At 39.4% G+C, this 25260-nt stretch carries 43 protein-coding genes; 41 read left to right on the top strand and 2 right to left on the bottom strand.

Annotated features, from left to right (window positions below; translation table 11 throughout):
- Positions 1 to 184: 184 nt before the first annotated feature.
- The 39 genes from rpsJ to HRG09_RS21385 all read left to right on the top strand — a co-directional run bounded on the left by rpsJ (position 185) and on the right by HRG09_RS21385 (position 22041).
- Positions 185 to 493: a 30S ribosomal protein S10 gene (rpsJ, locus tag HRG09_RS21195; protein ID WP_001040596.1), complete on the top strand. Its 309-nt coding sequence runs from the start codon at positions 185 to 187 to the stop codon at positions 491 to 493.
- 35 nt (positions 494 to 528) lie between these two features.
- Complete coding sequence (gene rplC / locus HRG09_RS21200) at positions 529 to 1161, top strand: 50S ribosomal protein L3 (RefSeq protein WP_174102823.1); 633 nt, start codon at positions 529 to 531, stop codon at positions 1159 to 1161.
- A 25-nt stretch (positions 1162 to 1186) separates the two neighbouring features.
- Positions 1187 to 1810 carry a 50S ribosomal protein L4 gene (gene rplD / locus HRG09_RS21205; RefSeq protein ID WP_174102824.1) on the top strand — a complete coding sequence of 208 codons (624 nt, stop codon included), beginning with the start codon at positions 1187 to 1189 and terminating at the stop codon, positions 1808 to 1810.
- A complete protein-coding gene (gene rplW / locus HRG09_RS21210) occupies positions 1810 to 2100 on the top strand; it encodes a 50S ribosomal protein L23 (protein WP_174102825.1) in 291 nt (96 codons plus the stop codon). The genes rplD and rplW overlap by 1 nt, the downstream gene beginning before the upstream one ends.
- A gap of 28 nt (positions 2101 to 2128) precedes the next feature.
- Positions 2129 to 2959 (top strand): 50S ribosomal protein L2, encoded by an 831-nt coding sequence (gene rplB / locus HRG09_RS21215; protein ID WP_026593168.1) that lies wholly within the window; start codon positions 2129 to 2131, stop codon positions 2957 to 2959.
- A gap of 60 nt (positions 2960 to 3019) precedes the next feature.
- Entirely contained in the window at positions 3020 to 3298 is a 279-nt protein-coding gene (rpsS, locus tag HRG09_RS21220) for a 30S ribosomal protein S19 (RefSeq protein WP_174102826.1), read from the top strand.
- 17 nt (positions 3299 to 3315) lie between these two features.
- Positions 3316 to 3657: a 50S ribosomal protein L22 gene (rplV, locus tag HRG09_RS21225; protein ID WP_011983250.1), complete on the top strand. Its 342-nt coding sequence runs from the start codon at positions 3316 to 3318 to the stop codon at positions 3655 to 3657.
- Positions 3658 to 3660: 3 nt separating this feature from the next.
- The gene (rpsC, locus tag HRG09_RS21230) at positions 3661 to 4320 is read left to right on the top strand and encodes a 30S ribosomal protein S3 (protein WP_017150132.1); all 660 of its coding nucleotides are present in this window, start codon (positions 3661 to 3663) and stop codon (positions 4318 to 4320) included.
- A 1-nt stretch (position 4321) separates the two neighbouring features.
- Positions 4322 to 4756 (top strand): 50S ribosomal protein L16, encoded by a 435-nt coding sequence (rplP, locus tag HRG09_RS21235; protein ID WP_000928968.1) that lies wholly within the window; start codon positions 4322 to 4324, stop codon positions 4754 to 4756.
- Positions 4746 to 4946: a 50S ribosomal protein L29 gene (rpmC, locus tag HRG09_RS21240; RefSeq protein WP_000855718.1), complete on the top strand. Its 201-nt coding sequence runs from the start codon at positions 4746 to 4748 to the stop codon at positions 4944 to 4946. Before rplP ends, rpmC begins: the two co-directional genes overlap by 11 nt.
- Before the next feature lie 20 nt (positions 4947 to 4966).
- On the top strand, positions 4967 to 5230 hold the full coding sequence (gene rpsQ / locus HRG09_RS21245) for a 30S ribosomal protein S17 (protein WP_011983253.1): 264 nt from the start codon (positions 4967 to 4969) through the stop codon (positions 5228 to 5230).
- Between the two features lie 43 nt (positions 5231 to 5273).
- Complete coding sequence (rplN, locus tag HRG09_RS21250) at positions 5274 to 5642, top strand: 50S ribosomal protein L14 (protein WP_011983254.1); 369 nt, start codon at positions 5274 to 5276, stop codon at positions 5640 to 5642.
- A 38-nt stretch (positions 5643 to 5680) separates the two neighbouring features.
- Positions 5681 to 5992, top strand: a complete 312-nt coding sequence (rplX, locus tag HRG09_RS21255) for a 50S ribosomal protein L24 (protein ID WP_174102827.1) — start codon at positions 5681 to 5683, stop codon at positions 5990 to 5992.
- 26 nt (positions 5993 to 6018) lie between these two features.
- Positions 6019 to 6558: a 50S ribosomal protein L5 gene (gene rplE, locus HRG09_RS21260; RefSeq protein ID WP_017150134.1), complete on the top strand. Its 540-nt coding sequence runs from the start codon at positions 6019 to 6021 to the stop codon at positions 6556 to 6558.
- 33 nt (positions 6559 to 6591) lie between these two features.
- Positions 6592 to 6777 carry a 30S ribosomal protein S14 gene (gene rpsN, locus HRG09_RS21265; RefSeq protein ID WP_001085700.1) on the top strand — a complete coding sequence of 62 codons (186 nt, stop codon included), beginning with the start codon at positions 6592 to 6594 and terminating at the stop codon, positions 6775 to 6777.
- Positions 6778 to 6806: 29 nt separating this feature from the next.
- Positions 6807 to 7205, top strand: coding sequence for a 30S ribosomal protein S8 (rpsH, locus tag HRG09_RS21270; protein WP_000245511.1), 399 nt, complete (start codon positions 6807 to 6809; stop codon positions 7203 to 7205).
- Between the two features lie 31 nt (positions 7206 to 7236).
- On the top strand, positions 7237 to 7776 hold the full coding sequence (rplF, locus tag HRG09_RS21275; protein ID WP_174102828.1) for a 50S ribosomal protein L6: 540 nt from the start codon (positions 7237 to 7239) through the stop codon (positions 7774 to 7776).
- A gap of 31 nt (positions 7777 to 7807) precedes the next feature.
- Positions 7808 to 8170 (top strand): 50S ribosomal protein L18, encoded by a 363-nt coding sequence (gene rplR / locus HRG09_RS21280; RefSeq protein ID WP_017150136.1) that lies wholly within the window; start codon positions 7808 to 7810, stop codon positions 8168 to 8170.
- A gap of 21 nt (positions 8171 to 8191) precedes the next feature.
- Positions 8192 to 8692 (top strand): 30S ribosomal protein S5, encoded by a 501-nt coding sequence (gene rpsE / locus HRG09_RS21285; RefSeq protein WP_017150137.1) that lies wholly within the window; start codon positions 8192 to 8194, stop codon positions 8690 to 8692.
- A gap of 16 nt (positions 8693 to 8708) precedes the next feature.
- Positions 8709 to 8891: a 50S ribosomal protein L30 gene (gene rpmD, locus HRG09_RS21290; RefSeq protein WP_001085234.1), complete on the top strand. Its 183-nt coding sequence runs from the start codon at positions 8709 to 8711 to the stop codon at positions 8889 to 8891.
- A gap of 33 nt (positions 8892 to 8924) precedes the next feature.
- Positions 8925 to 9365, top strand: coding sequence for a 50S ribosomal protein L15 (gene rplO, locus HRG09_RS21295; RefSeq protein WP_017150138.1), 441 nt, complete (start codon positions 8925 to 8927; stop codon positions 9363 to 9365).
- The gene (secY, locus tag HRG09_RS21300) at positions 9365 to 10666 is read left to right on the top strand and encodes a preprotein translocase subunit SecY (RefSeq protein WP_174102829.1); all 1302 of its coding nucleotides are present in this window, start codon (positions 9365 to 9367) and stop codon (positions 10664 to 10666) included. Before rplO ends, secY begins: the two co-directional genes overlap by 1 nt.
- Before the next feature lie 54 nt (positions 10667 to 10720).
- Positions 10721 to 11371 carry an adenylate kinase gene (locus tag HRG09_RS21305; protein ID WP_017150140.1) on the top strand — a complete coding sequence of 217 codons (651 nt, stop codon included), beginning with the start codon at positions 10721 to 10723 and terminating at the stop codon, positions 11369 to 11371.
- On the top strand, positions 11371 to 12117 hold the full coding sequence (gene map / locus HRG09_RS21310; protein WP_174102830.1) for a type I methionyl aminopeptidase: 747 nt from the start codon (positions 11371 to 11373) through the stop codon (positions 12115 to 12117). The genes HRG09_RS21305 and map overlap by 1 nt, the downstream gene beginning before the upstream one ends.
- 63 nt (positions 12118 to 12180) lie before the next feature.
- Positions 12181 to 12399: a translation initiation factor IF-1 gene (infA, locus tag HRG09_RS21315; protein WP_001029884.1), complete on the top strand. Its 219-nt coding sequence runs from the start codon at positions 12181 to 12183 to the stop codon at positions 12397 to 12399.
- A 35-nt stretch (positions 12400 to 12434) separates the two neighbouring features.
- Complete coding sequence (gene rpmJ, locus HRG09_RS21320) at positions 12435 to 12548, top strand: 50S ribosomal protein L36 (protein WP_000868344.1); 114 nt, start codon at positions 12435 to 12437, stop codon at positions 12546 to 12548.
- 21 nt (positions 12549 to 12569) lie between these two features.
- Positions 12570 to 12935, top strand: a complete 366-nt coding sequence (gene rpsM / locus HRG09_RS21325) for a 30S ribosomal protein S13 (protein WP_000090789.1) — start codon at positions 12570 to 12572, stop codon at positions 12933 to 12935.
- Positions 12936 to 12959: 24 nt separating this feature from the next.
- Positions 12960 to 13349, top strand: coding sequence for a 30S ribosomal protein S11 (rpsK, locus tag HRG09_RS21330; protein ID WP_000101801.1), 390 nt, complete (start codon positions 12960 to 12962; stop codon positions 13347 to 13349).
- A gap of 180 nt (positions 13350 to 13529) precedes the next feature.
- Positions 13530 to 14474: a DNA-directed RNA polymerase subunit alpha gene (locus tag HRG09_RS21335; RefSeq protein ID WP_000569645.1), complete on the top strand. Its 945-nt coding sequence runs from the start codon at positions 13530 to 13532 to the stop codon at positions 14472 to 14474.
- Between the two features lie 35 nt (positions 14475 to 14509).
- Positions 14510 to 14872 (top strand): 50S ribosomal protein L17, encoded by a 363-nt coding sequence (gene rplQ / locus HRG09_RS21340; RefSeq protein ID WP_000331491.1) that lies wholly within the window; start codon positions 14510 to 14512, stop codon positions 14870 to 14872.
- A 111-nt stretch (positions 14873 to 14983) separates the two neighbouring features.
- Positions 14984 to 15826: an energy-coupling factor ABC transporter ATP-binding protein gene (locus tag HRG09_RS21345; RefSeq protein WP_174102831.1), complete on the top strand. Its 843-nt coding sequence runs from the start codon at positions 14984 to 14986 to the stop codon at positions 15824 to 15826.
- Positions 15802 to 16683 carry an energy-coupling factor ABC transporter ATP-binding protein gene (locus tag HRG09_RS21350; protein WP_174102832.1) on the top strand — a complete coding sequence of 294 codons (882 nt, stop codon included), beginning with the start codon at positions 15802 to 15804 and terminating at the stop codon, positions 16681 to 16683. Before HRG09_RS21345 ends, HRG09_RS21350 begins: the two co-directional genes overlap by 25 nt.
- The gene (locus HRG09_RS21355; protein WP_174102833.1) at positions 16671 to 17465 is read left to right on the top strand and encodes an energy-coupling factor transporter transmembrane component T family protein; all 795 of its coding nucleotides are present in this window, start codon (positions 16671 to 16673) and stop codon (positions 17463 to 17465) included. The genes HRG09_RS21350 and HRG09_RS21355 overlap by 13 nt, the downstream gene beginning before the upstream one ends.
- Before the next feature lie 14 nt (positions 17466 to 17479).
- Positions 17480 to 18223 (top strand): tRNA pseudouridine(38-40) synthase TruA, encoded by a 744-nt coding sequence (truA, locus tag HRG09_RS21360; RefSeq protein WP_174102834.1) that lies wholly within the window; start codon positions 17480 to 17482, stop codon positions 18221 to 18223.
- A 152-nt stretch (positions 18224 to 18375) separates the two neighbouring features.
- Positions 18376 to 18813, top strand: coding sequence for a 50S ribosomal protein L13 (gene rplM / locus HRG09_RS21365; RefSeq protein ID WP_001260793.1), 438 nt, complete (start codon positions 18376 to 18378; stop codon positions 18811 to 18813).
- A 21-nt stretch (positions 18814 to 18834) separates the two neighbouring features.
- Entirely contained in the window at positions 18835 to 19227 is a 393-nt protein-coding gene (rpsI, locus tag HRG09_RS21370; RefSeq protein ID WP_000079986.1) for a 30S ribosomal protein S9, read from the top strand.
- A gap of 383 nt (positions 19228 to 19610) precedes the next feature.
- Entirely contained in the window at positions 19611 to 20039 is a 429-nt protein-coding gene (locus HRG09_RS21375) for a DUF2521 family protein (protein ID WP_174102835.1), read from the top strand.
- A 66-nt stretch (positions 20040 to 20105) separates the two neighbouring features.
- A complete protein-coding gene (cwlD, locus tag HRG09_RS21380) occupies positions 20106 to 20819 on the top strand; it encodes an N-acetylmuramoyl-L-alanine amidase CwlD (protein ID WP_174102836.1) in 714 nt (237 codons plus the stop codon).
- Between the two features lie 148 nt (positions 20820 to 20967).
- Positions 20968 to 22041, top strand: a complete 1074-nt coding sequence (locus HRG09_RS21385; RefSeq protein WP_174102837.1) for an Mrp/NBP35 family ATP-binding protein — start codon at positions 20968 to 20970, stop codon at positions 22039 to 22041.
- Positions 22042 to 22114: 73 nt separating this feature from the next.
- Here the strand turns inward: HRG09_RS21385 and gerD are convergent, their stop codons facing one another.
- Entirely contained in the window at positions 22115 to 22735 is a 621-nt protein-coding gene (gerD, locus tag HRG09_RS21390; RefSeq protein WP_174102838.1) for a spore germination lipoprotein GerD, read from the bottom strand.
- A gap of 138 nt (positions 22736 to 22873) precedes the next feature.
- On the opposite strand from gerD, the gene HRG09_RS21395 reads away from it, so the two are divergent.
- The gene (locus tag HRG09_RS21395) at positions 22874 to 23500 is read left to right on the top strand and encodes a KinB-signaling pathway activation protein (RefSeq protein ID WP_174102839.1); all 627 of its coding nucleotides are present in this window, start codon (positions 22874 to 22876) and stop codon (positions 23498 to 23500) included.
- A gap of 169 nt (positions 23501 to 23669) precedes the next feature.
- On the opposite strand, the gene pdaB is transcribed toward HRG09_RS21395, so the two are convergent.
- Entirely contained in the window at positions 23670 to 24434 is a 765-nt protein-coding gene (gene pdaB / locus HRG09_RS21400; protein WP_174102840.1) for a polysaccharide deacetylase family sporulation protein PdaB, read from the bottom strand.
- Between the two features lie 404 nt (positions 24435 to 24838).
- Here pdaB and HRG09_RS21405 point away from each other — a divergent pair, with 404 nt between their 5' ends.
- Positions 24839 to 25057, top strand: coding sequence for a hypothetical protein (locus HRG09_RS21405; protein ID WP_174102841.1), 219 nt, complete (start codon positions 24839 to 24841; stop codon positions 25055 to 25057).
- The last annotated feature ends 203 nt before the right edge of the window (positions 25058 to 25260 follow it).

Below are 25260 nucleotides of genomic sequence, written 5' to 3' on the forward strand. Positions count from 1 at the left end.
CAGATGTAAACAAAAAGATGCTTGCATCTGGACGAATAACATTGTATAATAGACAATGTTGGTCTTTGACTGCGATGAAGTGGAAGGTTGCTGACACACCCGGCCGCTTTGCCATGGCATGGTGTGGGGAAATTTCCATGGAGAAGGTCTATTTTAGAAATAGGCGAACGAAGGAGGGAAAATAATGGCAAAAGAAAAAATTCGTATCCGTTTAAAAGCTTACGATCACCGTATTCTTGATCAGTCAGCTGAGAAAATTGTAGAAACAGCTAAGCGTTCTGGGGCAACAGTTTCTGGTCCGATCCCATTACCAACTGAAAAAACTGTTTACACAATTCTTCGTGCTGTTCATAAGTACAAAGATTCTCGTGAGCAATTCGAAATGCGCACGCACAAACGTCTAATCGACATCGTGAGCCCTACTCCACAAACAGTAGACTCATTAATGCGTTTAGATTTACCATCTGGTGTAGATATCGAAATCAAACTATAATTCATATAACTTAAAAAATGTAGGAGGTGTAACTCATGACCAAAGGAATCTTAGGAAGAAAGATCGGTATGACTCAAGTATTTGCTGAAAACGGTGAGCTAATCCCTGTAACAGTAATCGCTGCGACTCCAAACGTTGTTCTTCAAAAGAAAACAACTGAAACTGATGGCTACAATGCAATTCAGTTAGGATTCGACGACAAACGTGAAAAATTAGCTAACAAACCTGAACAAGGTCACGTTGCTAAAGCAACTACTGCTCCTAAGCGCTTCATTCGCGAAATCCGCGATGCAGACGTGGACGGATTAGAGGTTGGTCAAGAGGTAAAAGTTGAAGTTTTCACTGCAGGTGAAATCGTAGACGTAACAGGAATTTCTAAAGGTAAAGGTTTCCAAGGTGCTATTAAACGCCACGGACAATCTCGCGGACCTATGTCTCATGGTTCTCGTTATCACCGTCGTCCTGGTTCAATGGGCCCAGTTGCTCCGAACCGTGTATTCAAAGGCAAAAAACTTGCTGGACGTATGGGTGGAGACCAAGTTACGGTTCAAAACTTAGAAATCGTTCAAGTTGACGCTGAGCGCAACTTATTGTTAGTAAAAGGTAACGTTCCAGGTGCTAAGAAATCTCTTGTAGTTGTTCAAGGCGCTGTGAAGGCTAGCAAATAATTCACAATAGGAAGGAGGAATTCCAATGCCAAAAGTTACTGTATATAATCAAACTGGTTCACAGGTTGGTGAAATCGAATTAGCTGAAGCTGTTTTCGGTATCGAACCTAATGAAGCTGTACTTTTTGAAGCTGTAATGATGCAACGCGCATCTTTACGTCAAGGTACACATAAAGTAAAAACTCGCTCTGAAGTGCGCGGTGGTGGTCGTAAACCATGGCGTCAAAAAGGAACTGGACGTGCTCGTCAAGGTTCTATCCGCTCTCCTCAATGGCGTGGTGGTGGTACGGTATTCGGACCTACACCAAGAAGCTATGCTTACAAACTTCCTAAAAAAGTTCGTCGCTTAGCTATTAAATCTGCATTAGCTACTAAAGTAGTTGAGAACAACGTTGTAGTTCTTGAAGACTTAGTGTTAAATGCACCAAAAACAAAAGACATGGTAGCAGTACTTAAAGGATTAGCTGTTGAGAAGAAAGCTCTTATCGTAACTGCTGATGCAAACGAGTCTGTAGAGTTATCTGCTCGCAACATTCCTGGAGTAACAGTAATCACTGCTGATGGCGTAAACGTTTTAGACGTGCTTCATCATGATAAGCTAATCATGACAAAAGCGGCAGTGGAAAAAGTAGAGGAGGTGCTTGCATAATGAGAGATCCTCGTGATATCATTAAGCGCCCAGTTATCACTGAACGTTCTATGGAAATGATGGCTGAAAAAAAATACACGTTCGATGTGGACGTTAAATCTAATAAAACAGAAGTTAAAGATGCTGTAGAAGCGATCTTTGATGTTAAAGTAGAGAAAGTAAACATCATGAACTACAAGCCGAAAGCAAAACGCGTTGGTCGTCACGCTGGTTTTACTAGCCGTCGTCGTAAAGCGATCGTTAAGCTAACTGCTGACAGCAAAGAAATCGAAATCTTCCAAGGTGTTTAATTCTTACTAAAGAAGGAGGGAAATTGAGATGGCAATTAAAAAGTATAATCCAACTACTAATGGTCGTCGTAACATGACTACGAATGATTTCGCTGAAATTACGACTGACAGACCGGAAAAGTCTTTACTTGCACCTTTAAGCAAGAAGGCTGGTCGTAATAACCAAGGTAAAATCACTGTACGTCACCAAGGTGGCGGACACAAGCGTCAATACCGTATCATCGACTTTAAACGTAACAAAGATGGAATTCCAGGACGCGTTGCTACGATCGAATACGATCCAAACCGCTCTGCGAATATCGCATTAATTAACTACGTTGACGGTGAAAAACGTTACATTCTTGCTCCTAAAAACTTAGAAGTAGGCATGGAAATTATGTCTGGCGCTGATGCTGACATTAAAATCGGTAACGCATTACCATTAATCAACATTCCAGTAGGTACTGTTGTTCATAACATCGAACTTAAACCAGGTCGTGGTGGACAATTAGTTCGTTCTGCTGGTACATCTGCTCAAGTACTTGGTAAAGAAGGTAAATACGTACTTGTACGTTTAACTTCTGGTGAAGTTCGCTTAGTATTATCTGCTTGTCGTGCTACTGTAGGTCAAGTTGGTAACGAATCACACGAACTTATCAAAATCGGTAAAGCAGGTCGTTCTCGTTGGTTAGGTAAACGCCCAACAGTTCGTGGTTCTGTAATGAACCCAGTTGATCACCCACACGGTGGTGGTGAAGGTCGTTCACCAATCGGACGTAAGTCGCCAATGTCTCCATGGGGTAAACCAACTCTTGGATTCAAGACTCGTAAGAAAAACAAAGCGTCTGATAAATTCATCGTTCGCCGTCGTAAAAAATAATGGGATTGTAGTACGGTTCATTTCTAGAACCGTACGCCAATCACGAAGGGAGGCACCAAAATGGCTCGTAGCTTAAAAAAAGGACCATTTGTCGATGAGCATTTAATGAGTAAAATGGAAAAATTAGTTGCATCTGAGCAAAAACAAGTTGTTAAAACTTGGTCTCGCCGTTCAACAATCTTCCCTCAGTTCATCGGTCATACTATTGCTGTATATGACGGACGTAAACACGTACCTGTATACATCACTGAAGATATGGTTGGCCACAAGTTAGGTGAATTCGCACCAACTCGTACGTATAAAGGTCATGATGCTGACGATAAGAAAACTAGAAGATAATGAGAGGAGGCACTTCAATGCAAGCTAAAGCAGTAGCGAGAACAGTTCGTATTGCTCCTCGTAAAGTTCGCCTAGTAGTAGACTTAATCCGAGGTAAGCAAGTGGGTGAAGCGATTGCTATCCTTAACCACACGCCAAAAACTGCTTCTCCAGTTGTAGAGAAAGTTTTAAAATCTGCAATCGCAAACGCAGAGCATAACTACGAAATGGATGTAAACAACTTAGTTGTAGAGAAAGTTTTCGTTGACGAAGGTCCAACGTTAAAACGTTTCCGTCCACGTGCAATGGGTCGTGCAAGCCAAATTAACAAGCGCACAAGCCACATCACAGTTGTGGTATCAGAAAAGAAGGAGGGATAATCGATGGGTCAAAAGGTTAATCCAGTCGGTCTTCGTGTCGGTGTTATTCGTGATTGGGAATCTCGCTGGTTCGCTGAGAAAGATTACGCTACACTTCTTCATGAAGACATCAAAATTCGTGAATACATCGCAGCTCGCTTAAAAGATTCTTCTGTTTCTAAAGTAGAAATCGAGCGTGCAGCAAATCGTGTAAATGTTACAATTCACACTGCAAAACCTGGTATGGTAATTGGTAAAGGTGGTACAGAAGTTGAAGCACTTCGTAAAGCTCTTAACCAATTAACAGGCAAGCGTGTACACATCAACATCTTAGAAGTTAAGAGAGCTGATCTTGACGCTAAATTAGTAGCGGAAAATATCGCTCGTCAATTAGAAAACCGTGTATCTTTCCGTCGTGCACAAAAGCAAGTTATTCAACGTGCTATGCGCGCAGGTGCTAAAGGTATTAAAACACAGGTTTCTGGTCGTCTTGGCGGAGCAGATATCGCTCGTGCAGAATCTTACAGTGAAGGAACTGTTCCACTTCATACACTTCGCGCTGATATTGACTATGCAACAGCTGAAGCTGATACAACATACGGTAAATTAGGCGTAAAAGTATGGATCTACCGTGGAGAAGTCCTTCCTACAAAAAAGAAAGCTTCTGAGGAAGGAGGAAAATAATATGTTAATGCCTAAACGCGTAAAATATCGTAGAGAGCATCGTGGTAAAATGCGTGGTCGTGCAAAAGGTGGCGCTGAAGTAGCATTTGGTGAATTTGGTCTTCAAGCTCAAGCAGCTTCATGGATCACTAACCGTCAAATCGAAGCAGCTCGTCGTGCAATGACTCGTTACATGAAACGTGGCGGTAAAGTTTGGATTAAAATTTTCCCTTCTAAACCTTACACTGCAAAACCTCTAGAAGTACGTATGGGTTCCGGTAAAGGGGCACCAGAAGGCTGGGTAGCAGTAGTAAAACCTGGGAAAGTTATGTTTGAAATCGCGGGTGTATCTGAAGAGGTAGCACGCGAAGCATTACGTCTTGCAGCTCACAAGTTACCTGTGAAATGTAAATTCGTAAAACGTGAAGAAAATGGTGGTGAATCTAATGAAAACTAATGATATTCGTGAATTAACCACTGCCGAAATCGAAACAAAAGTTAAAGCGTTAAAGGAAGAGTTGTTTAACCTTCGCTTCCAGCTTGCTACAGGACAATTAGAGAATCCAACACGCATCCGTGAAGTGCGTAAAGCGATCGCTCGTATGAAAACTGTAGTTCGTGAAAGAGAGATCGGAATTAATCGATAAATTGAGGGGAGGTTTGCAAAGTGAGCGAACGTAACCAACGCAAAGTTTATACTGGTCGTGTTGTATCTGACAAAATGGACAAAACGATTACAGTTTTAGTTGAAACTTACAAAACTCATTCCTTGTACGGAAAGCGCGTTAAGTATTCTAAGAAGTACAAAGCGCATGATGAGCAAAACCAAGCAAAAGTTGGCGATATCGTAAAAATCATGGAAACTCGCCCGCTTTCTGCTACTAAGCGTTTCCGTTTAGTTGAAATCGTTGAAGAAGCGGTTATTATCTAAATAGACGAATCGGAATTTTAAGTCCGAAGGGAGGTTTCATAACATGATCCAACAAGAATCTCGTTTGAAAGTTGCTGACAACTCTGGTGCACGTGAACTTTTAACAATTAAGGTATTAGGCGGCTCTGGTCGTAAATATGCTAACATCGGTGATATTATCGTTGCTACGGTAAAACAAGCAACACCAGGTGGCGTTGTTAAAAAAGGTGACGTTGTTAAAGCAGTAGTAGTACGTACGAAGAGCGGTGCTCGTCGTCCAGATGGTTCTTATATCCGTTTTGATGAAAACGCAGCTGTTATCATTAAAGATGACAAGAGCCCACGCGGTACTCGTATCTTCGGACCAGTAGCTCGTGAACTACGTGATAGCAACTTCATGAAGATCGTTTCTTTAGCTCCAGAAGTTCTATAATTTAAGGTATTGCCTTGCTAAGGAGGTGCAGAATTAAGATGCATGTAAAAAAAGGTGATAAAGTACAGGTAATCACTGGTAAAGACAAAGGAAAACAAGGTGTTATCCTGGTTGCTTTCCCAAAACAAAACCGTGTTATCGTTGAGGGTGTTAACATCGTTAAGAAGCACTCTAAGCCATCTCAATTAAATCCACAAGGTGGAATTATCACGAAAGAAGCACCTATCCACGTTTCTAATGTTATGCCATTAGATCCGAAAACTGGTGAACCTACTCGCGTAGGCTTCAAAGTGGAAGATGGTAAAAAAGTTCGTATTGCAAAAAAATCTGGTGAATTATTAGATAAATAATTTTCTTAAGAAAGGAGGTCACTTCATTGAATCGCCTTAAAGAGAAGTTCCAAAAGGAAATTACTCCTGCTCTAATGAGCAAGTTTAACTATAAATCTGTAATGCAAGTACCGAAGATCGAAAAGATCGTTATCAACACTGGTGTTGGTGATGCGGTAGCAAACTCTAAAGCATTAGACAATGCTGTAGAAGAATTAACTCAAATCGCAGGTCAAAAGCCTGTTATCACTCGTGCTAAGAAATCTATCGCTGGTTTCCGTCTACGTGAAGGTATGCCAATCGGAGCGAAAGTTACTTTACGCGGTGAGCAAATGTATGAGTTCTTCGACAAATTAGTATCTGTTTCTTTACCACGTGTACGTGATTTCCGTGGTGTATCTAAGAAATCTTTCGATGGTCGTGGTAACTATACATTAGGTGTTAAAGAGCAACTTATCTTCCCTGAGATCGATTATGATAAAGTAAGCAAAGTCCGCGGTATGGACATCGTAATCGTTACTACAGCGAACACTGATGAAGAAGCTCGTGAACTTTTAACACAATTCGGTATGCCATTCCAAAAATAATGGAAGCCAACGCTAAGTAGAGGAGGCGAAAACGTGGCTAAAAAATCTATGATTGCGAAACAAAAGCGTACTCCTAAGTTTAAAGTACAAGAGTATACACGTTGCGAGCGCTGCGGTCGTCCGCATTCTGTATACCGCAAATTTAAACTTTGCCGTATTTGTTTCCGTGAACTTGCATATAAAGGTCAAATTCCTGGTGTTAAAAAAGCTAGTTGGTAAAACCCACAAATGGGAAGGAGGTAAAACACATGGTGATGACAGATCCAATTGCAGATATGCTTACTCGCATCCGTAATGCGAACATGGTACGTCATGAGAAATTAGAGGTTCCTGCTTCTAAAATCAAAAAAGAGATCGCTGAACTTTTAAAACGTGAAGGTTTCATTCGTGATGTAGAATACATCGAGGATAACAAACAAGGTATCCTTCGTATTTTCCTGAAATATGGTGCAAACAATGAACGTGTAATCACTGGATTAAAACGTATCAGTAAGCCTGGCTTACGCGTTTACGCTAAAGCTGACGAAGTACCACGTGTACTTAACGGATTAGGTATCGCTCTTGTTTCTACATCTAAGGGAGTAATGACGGACAAAGACGCTCGTCAATTACAAACTGGTGGAGAAGTAGTAGCATACGTTTGGTAATTAATATTTAAACGAACGGAGGTGTGACAACATGTCTCGTATTGGTAAAAAGATTCTTGAAATCCCTGCAGGTGTTACTATCACAGTAGCAGAAAACAATACTGTAACAGTAAAAGGACCTAAAGGTGAATTAACTCGTACATTCAATGCTGATATGTCTATCAAAATTGAAGAAAACATCCTAACAGTAGAGCGTCCATCTGAACAGAAGGAACACCGTGCATTACACGGTACAACTCGTGCTTTACTAGGTAACATGGTTGAAGGTGTAACTACAGGTTTCGCTCGCGGACTTGAATTAATCGGGGTTGGTTACCGTGCTCAAAAGCAAGGTGACAAACTTGTATTAAACGTAGGTTACTCTCACCCAGTTGAAATGACTCCTGAAGCGGGTCTTGAAGTTGAAGTTCCTGCTCCAACTAAGATCGTGATTAAAGGTATCGACAAGCAACGTGTTGGCGAATTTGCTGCTAACGTTCGTGCTGTACGTGCTCCAGAACCTTACAAAGGTAAAGGAATTCGTTACGAAGGTGAAGTTGTACGTCGTAAAGAAGGTAAAACTGCTAAGTAAGCCCGTTAGGTGAAAGAAAGGAGTGACAAGAATGATCACTAAAGCTGATAAAAATGCGACTCGTAAGAAAAGACATGCACGTGTACGTGCAAAACTTACTGGTACTGCAGAGCGTCCACGTTTAAACGTGTTCCGTTCTAATCAACACATTTACGCTCAAGTTATTGATGATGTGAATGGTGTAACATTAGTAAGTGCATCTACTCTTGATAAAGACCTTGCTCTTAACGGTACAGGCAACACTGAAGCTGCTACGAAAGTTGGCGAATTAGTTGCTAAGCGTGCTGTAGAGAAGGGTGTTAAAGAAGTAGTATTTGATCGCGGTGGTTACTTATACCATGGCCGTGTTAAAGCTCTAGCTGAAGCTGCTCGTGAGGCTGGATTACAATTTTAATGGTCAAAGGAGGGAAAATTGATGCGTCGCATTGACCCAAGTAAATTAGAACTTGAAGAACGTGTAGTTACGATAAACCGTGTTGCGAAAGTTGTTAAGGGTGGTCGTCGTTTCCGCTTTGCTGCACTAGTTGTAGTTGGCGATAAAAACGGTCATGTTGGATTCGGTACTGGTAAAGCTCAAGAGGTACCAGATGCTATTCGCAAAGCTATCGAAGATGCTAAGAAAAACTTAATCGAAGTACCATTAGTTGGTACATCAATTCCACACGAAATCATCGGACATTTCGGTGCTGGTGAAGTATTCTTAAAACCTGCTGCTGAAGGTACTGGAGTAATCGCTGGTGGACCAGTTCGTGCGGTTCTTGAATTAGCTGGTGTACAAGATATTCTTTCGAAATCTCTTGGTTCTAACACACCAATTAACATGATTCGCGCTACTGTGAACGGATTAAGCGAACTTAAGCGTGCTGAAGATGTTGCAAAATTACGCGGTAAATCTGTAGAAGAGCTACTAGGTTAAGAAGGAGGGAAAACAAATGGCGAAAAAGTTAGAAATTACCCTCACTCGTAGTGTAATTGGTCGTCCACAAGATCAACGTGCGACTGTAGAAGCTTTAGGTCTTAAAAAGTTGAATTCAACTGTAGTTAAGGAAGAAACTCCTGCTATTCTTGGTATGATCAACAAAGTTTCTCACCTTGTAACTGTAAAAGAAGCTTAAGGATAACTCATTAATATAAGGAGGTGCCTGGGAATGAAACTTCATGAATTAAAACCTGCAGAAGGTTCTCGTAAAGTACGTAACCGTGTCGGTCGCGGTATCGGTTCTGGTAACGGTAAAACTGCTGGTAAAGGTCATAAAGGACAAAACGCTCGTTCTGGCGGTGGTGTTCGTCTTGGCTTCGAAGGTGGTCAAACTCCATTATTCCGTCGTTTACCAAAACGCGGCTTCACAAACATTAACCGCAAAGAGTTTGCTATTGTAAACTTAGCGACGTTAAACCGTTTTGAAGATGGTACAGAAGTAACACCTGAATTATTGCTGGAAACTGGCGTTATCAGCAAATTAAACGATGGTGTTAAAGTTCTTGCAAGCGGAGCAGTTGAGAAAAAACTAACTGTTAAAGCGCACAAGTTCTCTTCAAGTGCTAAAGAAGCAATTGAAGCAGCTGGCGGAACAGTTGAGGTGATCTAATGTTTCGTACAATCTCCAACTTTATGCGCGTTGCTGAGATAAGACGTAAAATATTATTCACTTTAGCGATGTTAATCGTATTCAGGATTGGCACGTTTATCCCAGTGCCATTTACAAATGGAGACGTACTGAAAGCACAAGATCAGTTAAATGCATTAGGAATCCTAAATACATTTGGCGGTGGCGCGTTGAAAAACTTCTCCATCTTTGCGATGGGAATCATGCCGTATATTACAGCATCCATCATCGTGCAATTATTGCAGATGGATGTTGTTCCTAAATTTTCGGAATGGTCGAAGCAAGGCGAAATGGGCCGTCGTAAATTAACGCAATTCACGCGTTACTTTACAATTGTTCTTGCGTTTATTCAGGGGTTTGGTATGTCAATCGGTTTTAACGGTATGGTAGGTGGGCAGTTAATTTTGAATCCAGGTTGGAGCACTTATTTATACATTGCTACGGTACTGACTGCTGGTACTGCATTTTTAATGTGGTTAGGTGAACAGATTACAGCTAAAGGTGTAGGCAATGGTATTTCCATTCTTATCTTTGCTGGTATTGCTGCAGCGATCCCAAGTGTAATATCTCAAGTGTATCAACAACAGTTTCAAAATGTCGGAGATCAACTGTTCATGAGTATCGTTAAAGTTGTATTGATTTTACTAGCTGTGCTAGCAGTTGTTGTTGGAGTTATCTTCATTCAACAAGCTGTTAGAAAGATCCCAATTCAATATGCGAAGCGTGTAACAGGAGGAAATGGTAGTTATACTGGAGCACAAAACACACATTTACCGCTTAAGGTAAATAGTGCGGGTGTTATTCCAGTAATTTTTGCTGTTTCATTCTTAATTACACCTCCAACTATTGCACAGTTCTTCCCGAAACACGATGTATCGCAGTGGATCATTGCAAACTTTAACTATTCTCATCCAGTGGGAATGATAATATATGTAGCGCTCATTGTAGCCTTCACATATTTCTATGCATTTGTTCAGGTTAATCCAGAGCAAATGTCAGAGAACTTAAACAAGCAAGGTGGGTATGTTCCAGGTATTCGTCCGGGTAAGAATACAGAACAATATCTAACAAAAATCTTGTATCGTTTGACCTTTGTAGGATCTATTTTCCTAGCAGCGATTGCAATTCTTCCAGTTATCTTTACGAAGCTGGGGAATCTTCCTCCATCTGCACAGATTGGTGGAACGAGTATGTTAATCGTTGTCGGCGTTGCTTTAGAAACAATGAAGCAGCTAGAAAGCCAACTGGTAAAACGCCATTACAAAGGGTTTATCAAGCAGTGAGTAAGTGGGAAGATGTGTCTTCCCTACATGCTCATGTACTGAGGGGGAACAAAGATGAACTTAATTTTAATGGGGCTTCCTGGTGCTGGTAAAGGTACACAAGCCGAACAGATTGTTGCCAAGTATAACATCCCTCACATCTCAACAGGAGATATGTTCCGTGCAGCTATGAAGGCTGAAACAGAACTTGGTTTACAAGCGAAATCTTTCATTGATAAAGGTGCCCTTGTTCCAGATGAAGTTACAATCGGAATCGTTCGTGAACGTTTAAGCCAAGAAGACTGTGTAAAAGGCTTCTTATTAGACGGTTTTCCACGAACAGTTGCACAAGCATCTGCTCTTGAAGAGATAATGAAAGATCTTGGCAAAAAAATCGACTATGTTTTAAACATTAATGTGGATTCAGGATTGCTATTAAAACGTCTTACAGGCCGTCGCATTTGTAAAGAGTGCGGTGCGACTTACCACTTAGAATTCAATCCGCCAGCAAAAGCTGATGTGTGCGATAAATGTGGTGGCGAATTATATCAACGCTCTGATGACAATGAAGAAACTGTAGCGAATCGTTTAGATGTAAATATTAAGCAAACAAAACCTTTGCTTGATTTCTATGAAGAGCTTGGTTACTTACAAAGCATTAATGGTGAGCAAGATATCAATAAAGTATTTGCTGATATCGATGTTCTCATCGGAGGCTTAGCGTAATGATCATTTGCAAAACTCCTCGCGAGATAGAGATCATGCGAGAAGCGGGCAAGATCGTTGCTTTAACTCATCAAGAGTTGAAAAAGCATATTACTCCAGGAATTACAACGAAAGAGCTCGATCAAATAGCGGAAAAGACGATTCGAAAATATGGTGCTACGCCATCTTTTAAAGGATACAACGGATTTCCGGGAAGCATCTGTGCTTCTGTAAATGAAGAGCTTGTACATGGGATTCCAGGAAAGCGCAAGCTCCAAGAAGGCGATATCATCAGTATCGATATTGGTGCGAAATACAATGGGTACCATGGAGATTCTGCATGGACGTATCCAGTAGGAAACATTTCTGAATCTGTTCAAAAGCTACTTGATGTCACAGAAAAATCGTTGTATCTTGGTCTAGAACAAATAAAACCAGGCGAAAGATTATCGAATATCTCACATGCGGTTCAAACGTATGCTGAAGATAATGGATTCTCGATCGTTAGGGAGTATGTTGGTCACGGAATCGGGCAAGACTTACATGAAGATCCTCAAATTCCGCACTATGGTCCACCAAATAAAGGTCCTAGATTAAAGCCGGGAATGGTCATCTGTGTTGAGCCGATGGTGAACCAAGGAAGACGATATGTAAAAACACTATCTGATGACTGGACAGTGGTAACGGTAGATGGTAAATGGTGTGCCCACTTCGAGCACACGATTGCTCTTACAGAAGCAGGATACGAAATCCTTACCACTTTATAAGTAGCTGGCTCTCCGGGATTTCAGAGCAGTGTAAAATGTTACTGAAGAAGGGAGAACTATTGAATGGCTAAAGATGATGTAATTGAAGTCGAAGGTACCGTTCTTGAAACGTTGCCAAATGCTATGTTCAAAGTAGAATTAGAGAATGGGCATGTCGTATTGGCTCACGTTTCTGGTAAAATCCGTATGAACTTCATTCGTATTTTACCAGGAGACAAAGTTACGGTAGAATTATCTCCGTACGATTTAAATCGTGGTCGTATTACGTACCGTTTTAAATAATATAGCACTCCGTAATCTTTAAGGAGGTTCGAGACATGAAAGTAAGACCGTCAGTTAAACCAATCTGCGAAAAATGTAAAGTTATTCGTAGACGTGGAAAAGTAATGGTTATTTGTGAAAACCCTAAACATAAACAAAAACAAGGTTAATCAGAAGGAGGTGCATTCGGAATGGCACGTATCGCAGGTGTAGATATTCCTCGTGACAAACGCGTTGTTATTTCTTTAACTTACGTATTCGGCATTGGTCGCACAACTGCTGAAAAAATTCTTGCTGAAGCTGGTGTTTCTGAAGAAACACGAGTTCGTGATTTAACGGAAGACGAATTAGGACGTATCCGTGATATCATCGATCGTATTAAAGTTGAGGGAGACCTTCGTCGTGAAGTATCTCTTAACATTAAACGTCTAATGGAGATCGGTTCTTACCGTGGTCTTCGTCACCGTCGTGGTTTACCAGTTCGTGGTCAAAACTCTAAAAACAATGCTCGTACACGTAAAGGTCCACGTCGTACAGTAGCAAATAAAAAGAAATAATAAGTAAAGGAGGTTGAACTAACAATGGCACGTAAAACAAACACTCGTAAAAAACGTGTGAAAAAGAATATTGAAGCTGGTGTAGCTCATATTCGTTCTACTTTCAACAACACAATCGTAACACTTACAGATACTCACGGTAACGCGCTTTCTTGGTCTAGTGCTGGTGCACTTGGTTTCCGTGGATCTCGTAAATCTACTCCATTCGCTGCGCAAATGGCTGCTGAAACTGCTGCTAAAGTTGCAATGGAACACGGTTTAAAAACTTTAGAGGTTACTGTAAAAGGTCCTGGTGCTGGTCGTGAAGCTGCAATTCGTGCTCTTCAAGCTGCAGGTCTAGAAGTAACAGCAATCAGAGATGTTACTCCAGTTCCTCATAATGGATGTCGTCCGCCAAAACGTCGTCGTGTTTAATTTTTCTGTATAGAATTTTCCCTTTTGTCTATAATGGATATGATGCATTATCGAGAAATTTCGTACAGAAACATCGCTTGTTGTGCACAATCGGGAACTGCCTAAGGGGGACTTTCGGTTAGACAGAGGTTTTTCCTTTGTTTAGCCGGGGTTTCGACGTTTTGAAGGAGGGTTTAGTTAATGATTGAAATCGAAAAACCGAAAATCGAAACGGTTGAACTTAACGAAGATGCTAAGTATGGCAAATTCGTGATTGAACCGCTTGAGCGTGGATATGGTACTACTTTGGGTAACTCCCTACGTCGTATTCTTTTATCCTCACTCCCTGGTGCCGCTGTAACTGCTATCCAAATCGATGGCGTATTACACGAATTTTCAACAGTTGAGGGCGTAGTAGAAGACGTAACAACGATCATCTTAAACTTGAAAAAGTTAGCTCTTAAAATCTACTCTGAAGAAGAGAAGACGTTGGAAATCGATGTACAGGGCGAAGGTATTGTCACAGCTGCTGATATTACTCACGATAGTGATGTTGAAATCTTAAATCCAGATTTATACATTGCGACGTTAGCAAAAGATGCGCATTTCCGCGTGCGTTTAACTGCAAAGCGTGGCCGTGGGTATACGCCAGCTGATGCAAATAAAAGCGAAGATCAACCAATAGGAGTTATTCCTATTGATTCTATTTATACTCCAGTATCACGTGTGACTTACCAAGTGGAAAAGACACGTGTCGGACAAGTGGCAAATTATGATAAGCTTACGCTTGATGTATGGACGGATGGAAGCATCGGGCCAAAAGAAGCTATCTCTTTAGGTGCCAAAATCTTAACTGAGCATTTAAACATCTTCGTTGGTTTAACTGACGAAGCACAAAATGCTGAGATTATGGTCGAGAAGGAAGAAGATCAAAAAGAAAAAGTTCTAGAAATGACTATTGAAGAACTTGATCTTTCTGTTCGTTCTTATAATTGCTTAAAACGTGCAGGAATTAATACTGTACAAGAGCTTGCGAACAAAACAGAAGAAGATATGATGAAAGTTCGTAACTTAGGACGTAAATCTTTAGAAGAAGTTAAGCATAAGCTTGAGGAATTAGGTTTAGGCTTACGTAAAGACGACTGAGGATTTAATCTCATCAACAAAGGAGGGAACTACGAATGGCATACAGAAAATTAGGCCGTACAAGTGCGCAACGTAAAGCTATGTTACGTGACTTAGCTACTGATTTAATTATCAACGAGCGCATCCAAACGACAGAAACTCGTGCAAAAGAACTTCGTTCTGTAGTGGAAAAAATGATCACTTTAGGTAAACGCGGAGATCTTCATGCTCGCCGTCAAGCTGCATCTTTCATCCGCAATGAAGTTGCTAATGCTGAGACTGGTCAAGATGCACTTCAAAAATTATTCGCTGATGTAGCTCCACGCTATGCTGAGCGTCAAGGCGGATACACTCGTATTGCAAAAATTGGTCCACGTCGCGGAGACGCAGCACCAATGGTAATTATCGAGTTAGTATAATGATAATTAAAAGGGCAGGACAGTTCTTTTCAAGTAACTGGTCATGGCCCTTTTTTTTTAAATATAGAAAATGGGCTAACTTGGTAAAGTAACGAGAGAGGGTGCCTTGCATTGAAAAAAGAGAGACTTCGCACGCAAAATATATCATTTCAATATCCCGGGGCAACTTCTTATGCATTAAAAGACGTTTCATTCTCTTTGTATGAGGGAGAATGGGTTTCTGTAATTGGGCAAAACGGTTCAGGAAAGTCTACGCTTGCAAAGTTATTAAATGGTTTATTTCTACCGGAATCAGGAACAATCGTTGTAAATGATACAATGGTTTTATCTGAGGAAACGGTATGGGATATTCGAAAACAAATTGGTATGGTATTTCAAAATCCAGATAATCAATTTGTTGGGACAACAGTGCAAGATGATGTTGTATTTGGTCTTGAGAATATCGGGATGCCTCGGGAACAGATGGTAGAACGGCTGAATCAAGCGCTTAAGATGGTCCGAATGGAAGAGTTTCTTAATGAGGAACCTCATTCGTTATCTGGTGGACAAAAGCAACGTGTTGCGATTGCAGGTGTGTTAGCTTTGCAACCGTCTATTTTAATATTGGATGAAGCAACATCGATGTTAGATCCACAGGGACGACGTGAAGTAATTGAAACCGTTCGGAAGCTTGTGGATACAAAAGGCATTACTGTGTTATCGATTACGCACGACTTGGAAGAAGCTGCGCAATCAGACCGCGTTATTATTTTGAATCAAGGGGAAATATTAGAGGCGGGTACACCTGAGCAAATTTTTAAGTCCTCTCATATGTTGATGGAAATCGGATTAGATGTACCATTCTCAGTAAAAATAGCAGAATTATTAAAAAGAAATGAAATCCCACTGCAAAATACGCATCTTACAATGGAAAGCTTGGTGAACGAACTTTGGAGATTACATTCCAAACAGTAGAGCATCGTTATCAATATAAAACTCCATTTGAAAGACGCGCGCTTTATGATGTAAACGTGTCGTTTCCAAGTGGGGGATATTATGCCATTATCGGCCATACTGGTTCGGGCAAATCAACGATGATTCAACATTTAAATGGTTTATTGCAGCCGACAAATGGTACGGTTCAAATCGGGGAACATTTGATTTCCTCCCAAAAGAAAGAAAAGAAATTAAAGCCACTGCGAAAAAAAGTAGGGGTTGTCTTTCAGTTTCCAGAGCATCAGTTATTTGAAGAAACCGTTGAGAAAGATATTTGCTTTGGACCCTCAAATTTTGGAGTATCGGAAGAAGAGGCAAGACAAAAGGCAAGGGATGCAATAGAGCTTGTGGGATTGGATCCAGAGCTATTAGCGCGTTCTCCATTTGAGTTAAGTGGCGGACAGATGAGACGTGTTGCAATAGCAGGCGTACTTGCAATGGAACCTGAAGTTCTCGTATTAGATGAACCGACAGCGGGGCTTGATCCTAAGGGACAGCAAGAGCTTATGGAGATGTTTTATAAGCTTCATAAGGAACAGGGATTGACAGTAATCTTAGTTACCCATAATATGGAGGATGCTGCCAAGTATGCAGATCAAATTGTGGTTATGCATAAAGGAACGGTCTTTTTGCAAGGAACAGCAGAGGAAGTATTTTTACATGCAGATGAATTAGAACAAATCGGTGTCGATCTTCCAATGTCTTTAAAGTATAAACGTGCAATTGAAGAGAAGTTTGGTATTTCCATTCCAAAGGCTACCTTATCTTTAGAGGATCTTACTCATGAAGTTGTACAGGTGTTACGAAAAGGTGGTCATAAATCATGCAGCAGTTGATTATTGGGAGATATATTCCAGGTAGGTCGCTCATTCATCAACTTGATCCACGTACGAAGCTGTTGATTGTCTTTTTATATGTATTTGTGGTCTTTTTAGCAAATAATGCGATTTCATATGGATTTTTATTTTTATATGCACTCATTGCTTTATTTTTTGCAAAAGTGCCGATTCGTTATGTACTTTCGGGCTTAAAACCAATCTTATGGATTTTTCTTTTTACATTTTTTCTGCATATTTTTACAAATAAAGAAGGGGATGTACTATTCCAGCTTGGTTGGTTTTCAATACATGAAAAAGGATTAGAGCAAGGGATATATATTTCTATACGCTTTTTTGTCATTATTTTAATGACGACATTATTAACGTTAACAACAACACCAATTGAAATTACTGATGGTATGGAGACGTTATTAAAGCCTTTAAAGCGTATAAAGGTTCCTGTACATGAAATCGCATTAATGATGTCTATTTCCCTTCGTTTTATCCCTACATTAATGGATGAGACGAGCAAAATTATGAAAGCACAAGCATCTCGTGGTATTGATTTTGCTGGCGGGCCGATAAAAGATCGATTAAAGGCGGTTATTTCTTTGCTTGTACCGCTTTTTATTAGTGCTTTTAAGCGTGCTGAGGATTTAGCAATTGCAATGGAAGCACGTGGGTATCAAAGCGGTGAAGGACGTACTAAATTTAGGCAACTACGCTGGAAAACAAGTGATACGCTAACAATAGTGAGTTTACTTTGTCTAGCGTGTGTTTTAGCATGGGTGCGATCGTAATGGAGAATAGAGAAATGGAAAGAATAAAATGTACAGTTGCATATGATGGCATCAATTTTTGTGGTTATCAAATTCAACCGCAGCATCGTACTGTGCAACAAGAAATAGAGAAAGCACTGCAAAAATTGCATAAAGGAGAGAATGTTCGTGTCCAAGCATCGGGGCGGACAGATTCTACTGTTCATGCAAGAGGACAAGTGATTCATTTTGATACATTATTGTCCCTTGAAGAATGGCAATGGATGAATGCTTTAAATACAATGTTGCCAGATGATATTGTAGTCCTGCAAGTAGAGAAAAAAACAGAAGATTTTCACGCAAGATATGGTGTGGAAAGAAAAGAGTATCGTTACCGAGTATTATTATCTAAAACAGCTGATGTATTCCGTAGAAACTATGTATATCAGTATCCATATCCACTAGAGGTAGAATCTATTCGGAAGGCAATTCCTTATTTTATTGGGACCCATGATTTTACTTCATTTTGTTCGGCAAAAACTGACAAAAAAGATAAAGTGCGAACAATTTATGAAATAGATTTAATTGAACAAGATGATGAATTAATTTTTCGTTTTGTAGGCAATGGATTTTTATATAATATGGTGCGAATTATTGTCGGTACGCTACTTAGCGTAGGGCAAGGAAAGCTTGATCCTAACAGCATTCCAGAGATTTTAAAAAAACAAGATCGTCGTTTTGCTGGGAAGATGGTGCCAGGGCATGGGCTTTATTTATGGCAGGTAAACTATAACAACTAATCCTGGTGTAACATTTGCTTGACATTAGAAACTCAAAAGGATATCATAACATATGGTATTGTTTCTAAAACCACGATTAGCCCCGGAAGGAAATCGTGTTTAAGATAAACAATAGATTTTTTCTATGGAAAAGATAACGAGGAGGGAAACACATGCGTACGACTTTTATGGCAAAAGCTAACGAAGTTGAGCGTAAATGGTATGTGGTTGACGCTGAAGGTCAAACTTTAGGTCGCCTTGCTAGTGAAGTAGCATCCATTTTACGTGGTAAAAACAAACCAACATTTACACCACACGTTGACACGGGTGATCATGTAATTATTATTAACGCTGAGAAAATTCATTTAACAGGTAATAAATTAAACGATAAAATTTACTACCGTCACACTAACCACCCAGGTGGTCTTAAACAAAGAACAGCTCTAGAAATGCGTACAAACTACCCTGTACAAATGTTAGAGCTTGCAATTAAAGGCATGCTTCCAAAAGGACGTTTAGGACGTCAAGTGTCTAAAAAATTAAATGTGTATGCTGGAGCAGAGCATCCACACCAAGCACAAAAACCAGAAGTTTACGAACTTCGCGGATAATTAATTAAAGGAGGGCTTACTTTGGCACAGGTTCAATACTATGGTACTGGACGTCGTAAGAGTTCAGTAGCGCGCGTACGCCTAGTTCCAGGCGAAGGACGCGTTATCATTAACGGTCGTGATTTTGAAAACTATATCCCATTTGCTGCATTACGTGAAGTAGTGAAACAACCTCTAGTTGCAACAGAAACTTTAGGTAACTACGATGTACTTGTAAACGTAAATGGTGGTGGATACACTGGTCAAGCTGGTGCTATTCGTCACGGTATCTCTCGCGCTTTATTAAAAGCTGACCCAGAATACCGTCTAACATTAAAACGTGCAGGTCTATTAACTCGTGACGCACGTATGAAAGAGCGTAAAAAATACGGTCTTAAAGGCGCACGTCGTGCACCTCAGTTCTCAAAACGTTAATTTTTGCGAACTTCAAACCCCAGCCATGTGGCTGGGGTTTTTTATTATGTCTTAATTAATGAAACTATATAAATTAAACCTTTCATCATTGACCGTGAGTTTATAGGATAAATCTATTTTGACTTTTCACTATATAATTCGCTGTTATGAAGGATAAAGAGCAACCGGCTATCTGTATATTCCTTTTGTTTTCACACGGCATGGGGCAGAAAAAGGGTCTGACCGTTTCTATGCATAGCCGGATGCTCTCTCCCGTCTAAAAAGAAAGGTTTTGTACCGTTTTTTTATGTATTATAGCTTGGAATATTTTAGTGCTACCTTCTCACGTATGCTTCTTCTTCAGAAGCTTAGACTAATACGTATTAGGGAGGTTTATAAGTACTATGAATGTGATTGTTACCTTACAAGAAAAACAAAAAGAAAAGCAGTTGAAATATGAGCGGAAGATGCTTCGCGAATTATCATTAAAAACGTTAAGGTCCAATATTCGTGATGCTTTCGATATGAAAGAATTGCACAGGAAGTATGAGGATTATTGTATTGAACTGGGAATTGAATCATATTTATTAGGAGCAAGATATAGCAAATTTGGCTATTATGGTGAATCTTTTTTTGATGTGAAATATAGAGCGTTAGAAGAGGAACAGCAATTAACGGAGATGTTGTTTCAATTTTTAACAAGCACGACTATGCGGGAGATAGAAGCAAATGATGAGGAATTGCTTTATGAATCCTGTGCGCAATTTATTAGTTCATGGTGGCGTGAGGGATATGAAAAGGGTGAAAGAAGATATCGTTTAAAGCTGCATTAAGAAAAGCATAAACTTTCCTCTTGTCCCATATAAGTAATTAGAGGGACTAGCTGGAGGAGGAAAGGTATGAAGAGAATTCGAATTATCTCTTTTATGCTTGCTGCAGTTGTACTGTTTTTCTTGGTAAAACAAGAATTTCAAATTACAAAGTCGTGGCGAGCTTGGAACTTACCCTTATCTGGAAAAGTAATTGTATTAGACGCTGGGCATGGCGGACCAGATGGAGGAGCGGTTGGTGGTCAGGACATAGTGGAAAAAAATATTACGCTTGAAATTACAAAAATGGTACAAGATTATTTGCAGGAGCAAGGAGCTTTAGTTATTTTGACGAGAGAGGGAGATTATGATTTAGCTGACAAAAGCACGAAATCATATAGTAGACGTAAAGCAGAAGATTTAAAAAAACGTGTAGAAATTATCAATAAGCCTGATGTAGACTTTTTTGCGAGCATTCATTTAAATGCCCTGACGAGTAGTGGATCTAAAGGGGCACAAACATTTTACTATCGCTCTTTGATTGAAAATGAACGAGCAGCGAAGTTTATCCAGGCTGAATTACGAACGAGCTTAGAAAATACAAATCGCTCGGCTAAAACAATCTCTCATGTTTATTTGCTGAAGTATGCGAAAACACCTGGAGCTTTAATTGAAGCTGGATTTTTATCCAATGTAAATGAACGATATATGTTAAATTCGGAGAAATATCAGCAAAAGGTGGCAGCTGCGATATACCGTGGAATACTACGTTATTTTACGGAAAAAGGAAATCCTCCTGAATAAGGAGGTTTTTTTGAATTCCTCTCGTTAACGAAGTTTTCGGAAAATATGTTATACTGGAAATGAAAACGCATTTATTTTTGGAATGTAAATATACAAACCCAATTCATTTAACATTACTTTACTTTTCATACAGGGGGCTGGGCTGATTATGGTAACGAAAGAGCAAGTAGTGAAAGCACTTGAAGGGATTACTGATCCATTTCTACATAAAACATTGAAAGAAACAAATGCAATTAAAGAGATAACTGTAAAGCCTGAGAAAGAGCATGTCAGTGTTAAAATTGCGATTGTAAAAACAGGGACTGCTGAACAAATGCAATTGCAATCAGCTATTGTGAAGCTTGTGAAAGAACTTGGAGCCGCAACGGTTGGTTTACGTTTTGCTGAATTTACAGAGGACGAGCTAGCTCAATTTACGTCACCTCAGGAAGAACAAGGACAAGGAAGCGAATCGTTACTATCACCACATTCTAAAACAACATTTTTAGCAGTTGCAAGTGGAAAAGGTGGGGTTGGTAAATCAACGGTTTCTGTAAACCTCGCAATTTCATTAGCTCGTTTAGGAAAGAAAGTTGGTATTATTGACGCTGATATATATGGCTTTAGTGTGCCGGATATGATGGGAATCGAAAAACGTCCAATTGTAAGGGGCGATAGAATTATTCCTGTAGAGCGTTTAGGGGTAAAAGTAATTTCGATGGGCTTCTTTGTAGAAGACAATGCTCCTGTTATTTGGAGAGGACCAATGCTTGGTAAAATGTTAAATCACTTTTTCACAGAGGTGGAATGGGGCGATTTAGACTATTTAGTATTAGACTTACCACCAGGTACAGGGGATGTGGCCTTAGATGTGCATTCAATGCTCCCATCTTGTAAGGAAATTATTGTAACAACGCCTCATCCAACAGCGGCATTTGTAGCAGCTCGTGCAGGTGCTATGGCACTTCGTACTGAACATAGTATTCTTGGGGTTGTTGAAAATATGGCTTACTTCGAAAGTAAAGTAACCGGTGAGAAAGAGTATGTGTTTGGCAAAGGCGGAGGAGATAAATTAGCTGCAGAATTACAAACAGATGTATTAGGGCGAATTCCGCTTCAGCAACCAGATTGGAATAAAGAGGATTTTGCACCATCAGTATACGAGGATACACATAAAACAGGTGTCATCTACCGGAAGATAGCTGAGCAAGTTATTGATAGAACATCAGTTAAACAAAAATAAACCTCTAAGAGTAGAAAATTTCCCCGCCTTATATATGTAGAGGTGGGGAAATTCGTATGTGTAGAGGTTGGTTTTATTTTTGTTCTTGTTTTTCGTCTTGTGATCCGCCTTCTCCGCCACCTTCTTTTTTCTCAGCTCCGCCACCTTTTTCAGCTTTTTCAATACCTTTACTAATGATATCAATCATCTTAGTTTGGAAGAGTGGGCTTTCGGCAGTCTCTGTTAATACTTGTTGCAAATATTGACGATACTCTTTGCTTTTCATTGTTTGTAGCATTATTTTTTCCACTTCGGGATTTTTCATAATTTCTATAACGCCTGCTTGGTATTCAGGATCTTTTAATAGGGTCTTCATTAAGGCTGTTTGTTCTTTTTCGATACCTTTAGCAAATTTCGTTGAAAACTCAGGGTCCTTAAATAGTTTTTCCCAAAGCTGCTGCCCCTTTTCAGATACCATTGCATCTTCAATCGTTTTTTTGACTACGGCTTCATCTAATATAAGTGCTTGTTTCACTTTCTCATCTGTTAATACATCTTGGATTGCTTTTTTCCCTTGATCCGTTTTTAAAATATCAACAATCATTTTTTTTGTTTGATCGTAATCTAATTCAGATTTCGCTTCTTTTCCTTGCGCACATGCGGTAAGGGTAGTGAAAAGAAGTGAAGAAACTAAAATGAGCAGCATCCGTTTCATTAGTTGGAGCTCCTTTCAACACAGTTCTCTTTTTTAATATAAATATCTTAGAGGAATTTATACATGTTCATGGCTAGCTTTTTGAAATTGTCATTGATACAATTTAAGTAGAAATATATCAATAATGGGGGATGGGTTGTGAATAGCCGAAAATGGGTACGACTATTTTTAACGACGTTGCTGCTTGGGGGAATGAGTACAATCCTTATTGGTTTTATTTTAGGATGGGACAAGTACGTTAAATTTTTTCAAAATTTAGACGGAAAAGAGATTTTAATGATTTCTTTTTGGTTACTTGGAGTTGGATTTATTTTTAGTGTAATTAGTCAAATGGGCTTTTTTGCGTATTTAACAGTTCATCGTTTTGGACTAGGAATGTTTCGGTCATCTTCTCTTTGGAACGCAGTTCAGCTCTTTTTCATTGCATTTGTACTGTTTGATTTTGTTTATTTAAGATCGGTACTCGTTGCAAATGGAGAAGTTTCGTTTGGAAATAATATTCTTGTGGCTGGAATATTATTTTTATTTGGAGTAATTGTAGCCTATATAAAGAGTAAAGAGACGAATAAGAAAGCATTTATACCTGCTTTGTTCTTTATGGTCGTCGTAACAATTCTTGAATGGGTACCGGCGCTCCGAATTAATGATACCGATTGGTTATATTTAATGGTTATCCCGCTTCTTTTATGTAATGCATATCAGTTACTCATATTACATCGTTTAATAGGGAAACCAAGGAAACCAAGGAGTAAGTCAGCTAGTTAAGAATATGAGAGTGAAAAAGGGTACAACGCCTTTTGTATGAGGTGTTGTACCCTTTTTAGTATGGATTGATGTTTACCCGCTATTGGTTTGAGGTAATATCTCTCCCCAAGGTTCAGAGAGAAATGCGGAAGATAGGCGGGGAATGAAGAACTCCCCATTGATTAAAGTTTCACTTTATATCATTACTTTTTGCATTAGTGTTAGAAATAAGTTGTGATACCGATACTTGCTCATAGCCATCACTTTTTAATTTCTGCAGGAGCAGCGGTAAAGATTTATTTGTTTGAAGTGCCGAATCGGAAGCGTGTAATAAAACAATGTCTCCCCCTCGTAAATTGTTAGCAACGGTTGATACAATTTTATTTACACCAGGATTTTTCCAGTCGTTTGAATTATTACTCCAGTGTACAACAGTATATCCAAGAGATTCTGCTACTTTAAGGACAGTTTTATTAAATTCCCCGCTAGGAGGGCGCAATAGCTTGACTTGTTTTATGCCAAGCTTTGTAAATACATCTTGCGAACGTAAAAGATCCCTGCGCATTTCGTTCGCTTCCAAAGAAGTATAGGAGGTATAGTTATATCCCATACTGCCAATTTCGTGGCCATCCTGTATAATCCGTTCCACAATGTCAGGGTGTCTCTCTGCCCATGCTGCAGAGAGGAAGAAAGTCGCATTTTTAATTTCTCTTTCTTTTAAAGTGTCCAGAATTGGAAGCGCCTTTTTATCTCCCCAACTAATATCGAATGTTAACGCAACTTGTTTTTTTGCGGTATCGCCTTTGTAAATGACTTTTGGACCAGTTGCAGTTGAAAAAACAGATTGATGAGAATATGTCTTTAAAAAGAGAAGCCATGCTGTAAATAAGGATAGTACAATAATTAAACTAATGTGCTTAAATTTACGTTTACTTGTTATAAAAAAGAAAAACATAATACTCCGCCCCTTTGTCCAATCCTTTTCAGTTACTTATATGCTGAAAAAGCTGAAAAGAGAACTGAACGATTAATATCGTAGGAAATGGATATAATGGACGATATAGTGTTTTTTAAAATTTTAGTGGTGATGCATTCGTCCTTAGAGTTGATGAATATATCACGTTACTTCGTATGCATACACCCAATTCGGATTTTTAAATATATAAGTCGCTGCCATGAAAATAAAAAGAAATCCCCATTTGTTTTTTCTCTTTGTTTTTTACTCAGCGCGAGGCAGAAAAAGGATCTGACCGCTTCTGTTTATAATCGGATGCCCTCTCCTGTCTAAAAGGAAATGGTTTATGTCGGTTTATCAATTTGCAGTTATATAGACATATGAGTAATTGTTGAGGTGATAGTTTGCTTGGGATTATGATTACAAAAGAAGAACAGAAAGAAATAGAATATGTATTGAAGAGAGAGTTAGATGAACTTTTATTTGATTTTGCAGATGAGCGAATACATGATGTTGTAAAAAAGACAATGGAAGAACGATATAAAATTCTTTTTTGTTTGTTTCGAAGAGTAGCAAATGCAGAAGAATGCACCCGTTATGTAAGAAAAAGAATTTTTTATTAAAAGGTGTTGACTACGGGATTAAATCTATGGTAAATTAATAACCGTCGCTGATGCGAAAGAGCAGAAAGCGAAAAAAAGAAATTAAAAAACTTAGTTGACATTGAAAAATGAAGATGTTAACATAAGGAAGTCGCAAATGAGCGACAAATGAGTTCTCTGAAAACTGAACGAAACAAACAACGTGAAACGTCAATTTTTATTTT

The sequence above is a fragment of the Bacillus sp. Xin1 genome (assembly GCF_013314535.1).
Taxonomy (GTDB): domain Bacteria; phylum Bacillota; class Bacilli; order Bacillales; family Bacillaceae_G; genus Bacillus_A.

What these genes read in the sequence shown, in the direction of transcription:
- rpsS (WP_174102826.1), top strand. Translation starts at nt 3,020, where the DNA reads ATGGCTCGTAGCTTAAAAAAAGGACCATTTGTCGATGAGCATTTAATG.
- rplD (WP_174102824.1), top strand. Translation starts at nt 1,187, where the DNA reads ATGCCAAAAGTTACTGTATATAATCAAACTGGTTCACAGGTTGGTGAA.
- rplX (WP_174102827.1), top strand. Translation starts at nt 5,681, where the DNA reads ATGCATGTAAAAAAAGGTGATAAAGTACAGGTAATCACTGGTAAAGAC.
- HRG09_RS21375 (WP_174102835.1), top strand. Translation starts at nt 19,611, where the DNA reads ATGAATGTGATTGTTACCTTACAAGAAAAACAAAAAGAAAAGCAGTTG.
- rplV (WP_011983250.1), top strand. Translation starts at nt 3,316, where the DNA reads ATGCAAGCTAAAGCAGTAGCGAGAACAGTTCGTATTGCTCCTCGTAAA.
- rpsH (WP_000245511.1), top strand. Translation starts at nt 6,807, where the DNA reads ATGGTGATGACAGATCCAATTGCAGATATGCTTACTCGCATCCGTAAT.
- rplB (WP_026593168.1), top strand. Translation starts at nt 2,129, where the DNA reads ATGGCAATTAAAAAGTATAATCCAACTACTAATGGTCGTCGTAACATG.
- rpsK (WP_000101801.1), top strand. Translation starts at nt 12,960, where the DNA reads ATGGCACGTAAAACAAACACTCGTAAAAAACGTGTGAAAAAGAATATT.
- rpmC (WP_000855718.1), top strand. Translation starts at nt 4,746, where the DNA reads ATGAAAACTAATGATATTCGTGAATTAACCACTGCCGAAATCGAAACA.
- rpsJ (WP_001040596.1), top strand. Translation starts at nt 185, where the DNA reads ATGGCAAAAGAAAAAATTCGTATCCGTTTAAAAGCTTACGATCACCGT.
- rpmJ (WP_000868344.1), top strand. Translation starts at nt 12,435, where the DNA reads ATGAAAGTAAGACCGTCAGTTAAACCAATCTGCGAAAAATGTAAAGTT.
- map (WP_174102830.1), top strand. Translation starts at nt 11,371, where the DNA reads ATGATCATTTGCAAAACTCCTCGCGAGATAGAGATCATGCGAGAAGCG.
- HRG09_RS21385 (WP_174102837.1), top strand. Translation starts at nt 20,968, where the DNA reads ATGGTAACGAAAGAGCAAGTAGTGAAAGCACTTGAAGGGATTACTGAT.
- rplR (WP_017150136.1), top strand. Translation starts at nt 7,808, where the DNA reads ATGATCACTAAAGCTGATAAAAATGCGACTCGTAAGAAAAGACATGCA.
- rpsE (WP_017150137.1), top strand. Translation starts at nt 8,192, where the DNA reads ATGCGTCGCATTGACCCAAGTAAATTAGAACTTGAAGAACGTGTAGTT.
- rplM (WP_001260793.1), top strand. Translation starts at nt 18,376, where the DNA reads ATGCGTACGACTTTTATGGCAAAAGCTAACGAAGTTGAGCGTAAATGG.
- rplP (WP_000928968.1), top strand. Translation starts at nt 4,322, where the DNA reads ATGTTAATGCCTAAACGCGTAAAATATCGTAGAGAGCATCGTGGTAAA.
- rplO (WP_017150138.1), top strand. Translation starts at nt 8,925, where the DNA reads ATGAAACTTCATGAATTAAAACCTGCAGAAGGTTCTCGTAAAGTACGT.
- rplN (WP_011983254.1), top strand. Translation starts at nt 5,274, where the DNA reads ATGATCCAACAAGAATCTCGTTTGAAAGTTGCTGACAACTCTGGTGCA.
- rplF (WP_174102828.1), top strand. Translation starts at nt 7,237, where the DNA reads ATGTCTCGTATTGGTAAAAAGATTCTTGAAATCCCTGCAGGTGTTACT.
- truA (WP_174102834.1), top strand. Translation starts at nt 17,480, where the DNA reads ATGGAAAGAATAAAATGTACAGTTGCATATGATGGCATCAATTTTTGT.
- pdaB (WP_174102840.1), bottom strand. Translation starts at nt 24,434, where the DNA reads ATGTTTTTCTTTTTTATAACAAGTAAACGTAAATTTAAGCACATTAGT.
- HRG09_RS21355 (WP_174102833.1), top strand. Translation starts at nt 16,671, where the DNA reads ATGCAGCAGTTGATTATTGGGAGATATATTCCAGGTAGGTCGCTCATT.
- secY (WP_174102829.1), top strand. Translation starts at nt 9,365, where the DNA reads ATGTTTCGTACAATCTCCAACTTTATGCGCGTTGCTGAGATAAGACGT.
- cwlD (WP_174102836.1), top strand. Translation starts at nt 20,106, where the DNA reads ATGAAGAGAATTCGAATTATCTCTTTTATGCTTGCTGCAGTTGTACTG.
- gerD (WP_174102838.1), bottom strand. Translation starts at nt 22,735, where the DNA reads ATGAAACGGATGCTGCTCATTTTAGTTTCTTCACTTCTTTTCACTACC.
- HRG09_RS21335 (WP_000569645.1), top strand. Translation starts at nt 13,530, where the DNA reads ATGATTGAAATCGAAAAACCGAAAATCGAAACGGTTGAACTTAACGAA.
- rpmD (WP_001085234.1), top strand. Translation starts at nt 8,709, where the DNA reads ATGGCGAAAAAGTTAGAAATTACCCTCACTCGTAGTGTAATTGGTCGT.
- rplQ (WP_000331491.1), top strand. Translation starts at nt 14,510, where the DNA reads ATGGCATACAGAAAATTAGGCCGTACAAGTGCGCAACGTAAAGCTATG.
- rplC (WP_174102823.1), top strand. Translation starts at nt 529, where the DNA reads ATGACCAAAGGAATCTTAGGAAGAAAGATCGGTATGACTCAAGTATTT.
- infA (WP_001029884.1), top strand. Translation starts at nt 12,181, where the DNA reads ATGGCTAAAGATGATGTAATTGAAGTCGAAGGTACCGTTCTTGAAACG.
- rpsM (WP_000090789.1), top strand. Translation starts at nt 12,570, where the DNA reads ATGGCACGTATCGCAGGTGTAGATATTCCTCGTGACAAACGCGTTGTT.
- HRG09_RS21305 (WP_017150140.1), top strand. Translation starts at nt 10,721, where the DNA reads ATGAACTTAATTTTAATGGGGCTTCCTGGTGCTGGTAAAGGTACACAA.
- rplW (WP_174102825.1), top strand. Translation starts at nt 1,810, where the DNA reads ATGAGAGATCCTCGTGATATCATTAAGCGCCCAGTTATCACTGAACGT.
- rpsC (WP_017150132.1), top strand. Translation starts at nt 3,661, where the DNA reads ATGGGTCAAAAGGTTAATCCAGTCGGTCTTCGTGTCGGTGTTATTCGT.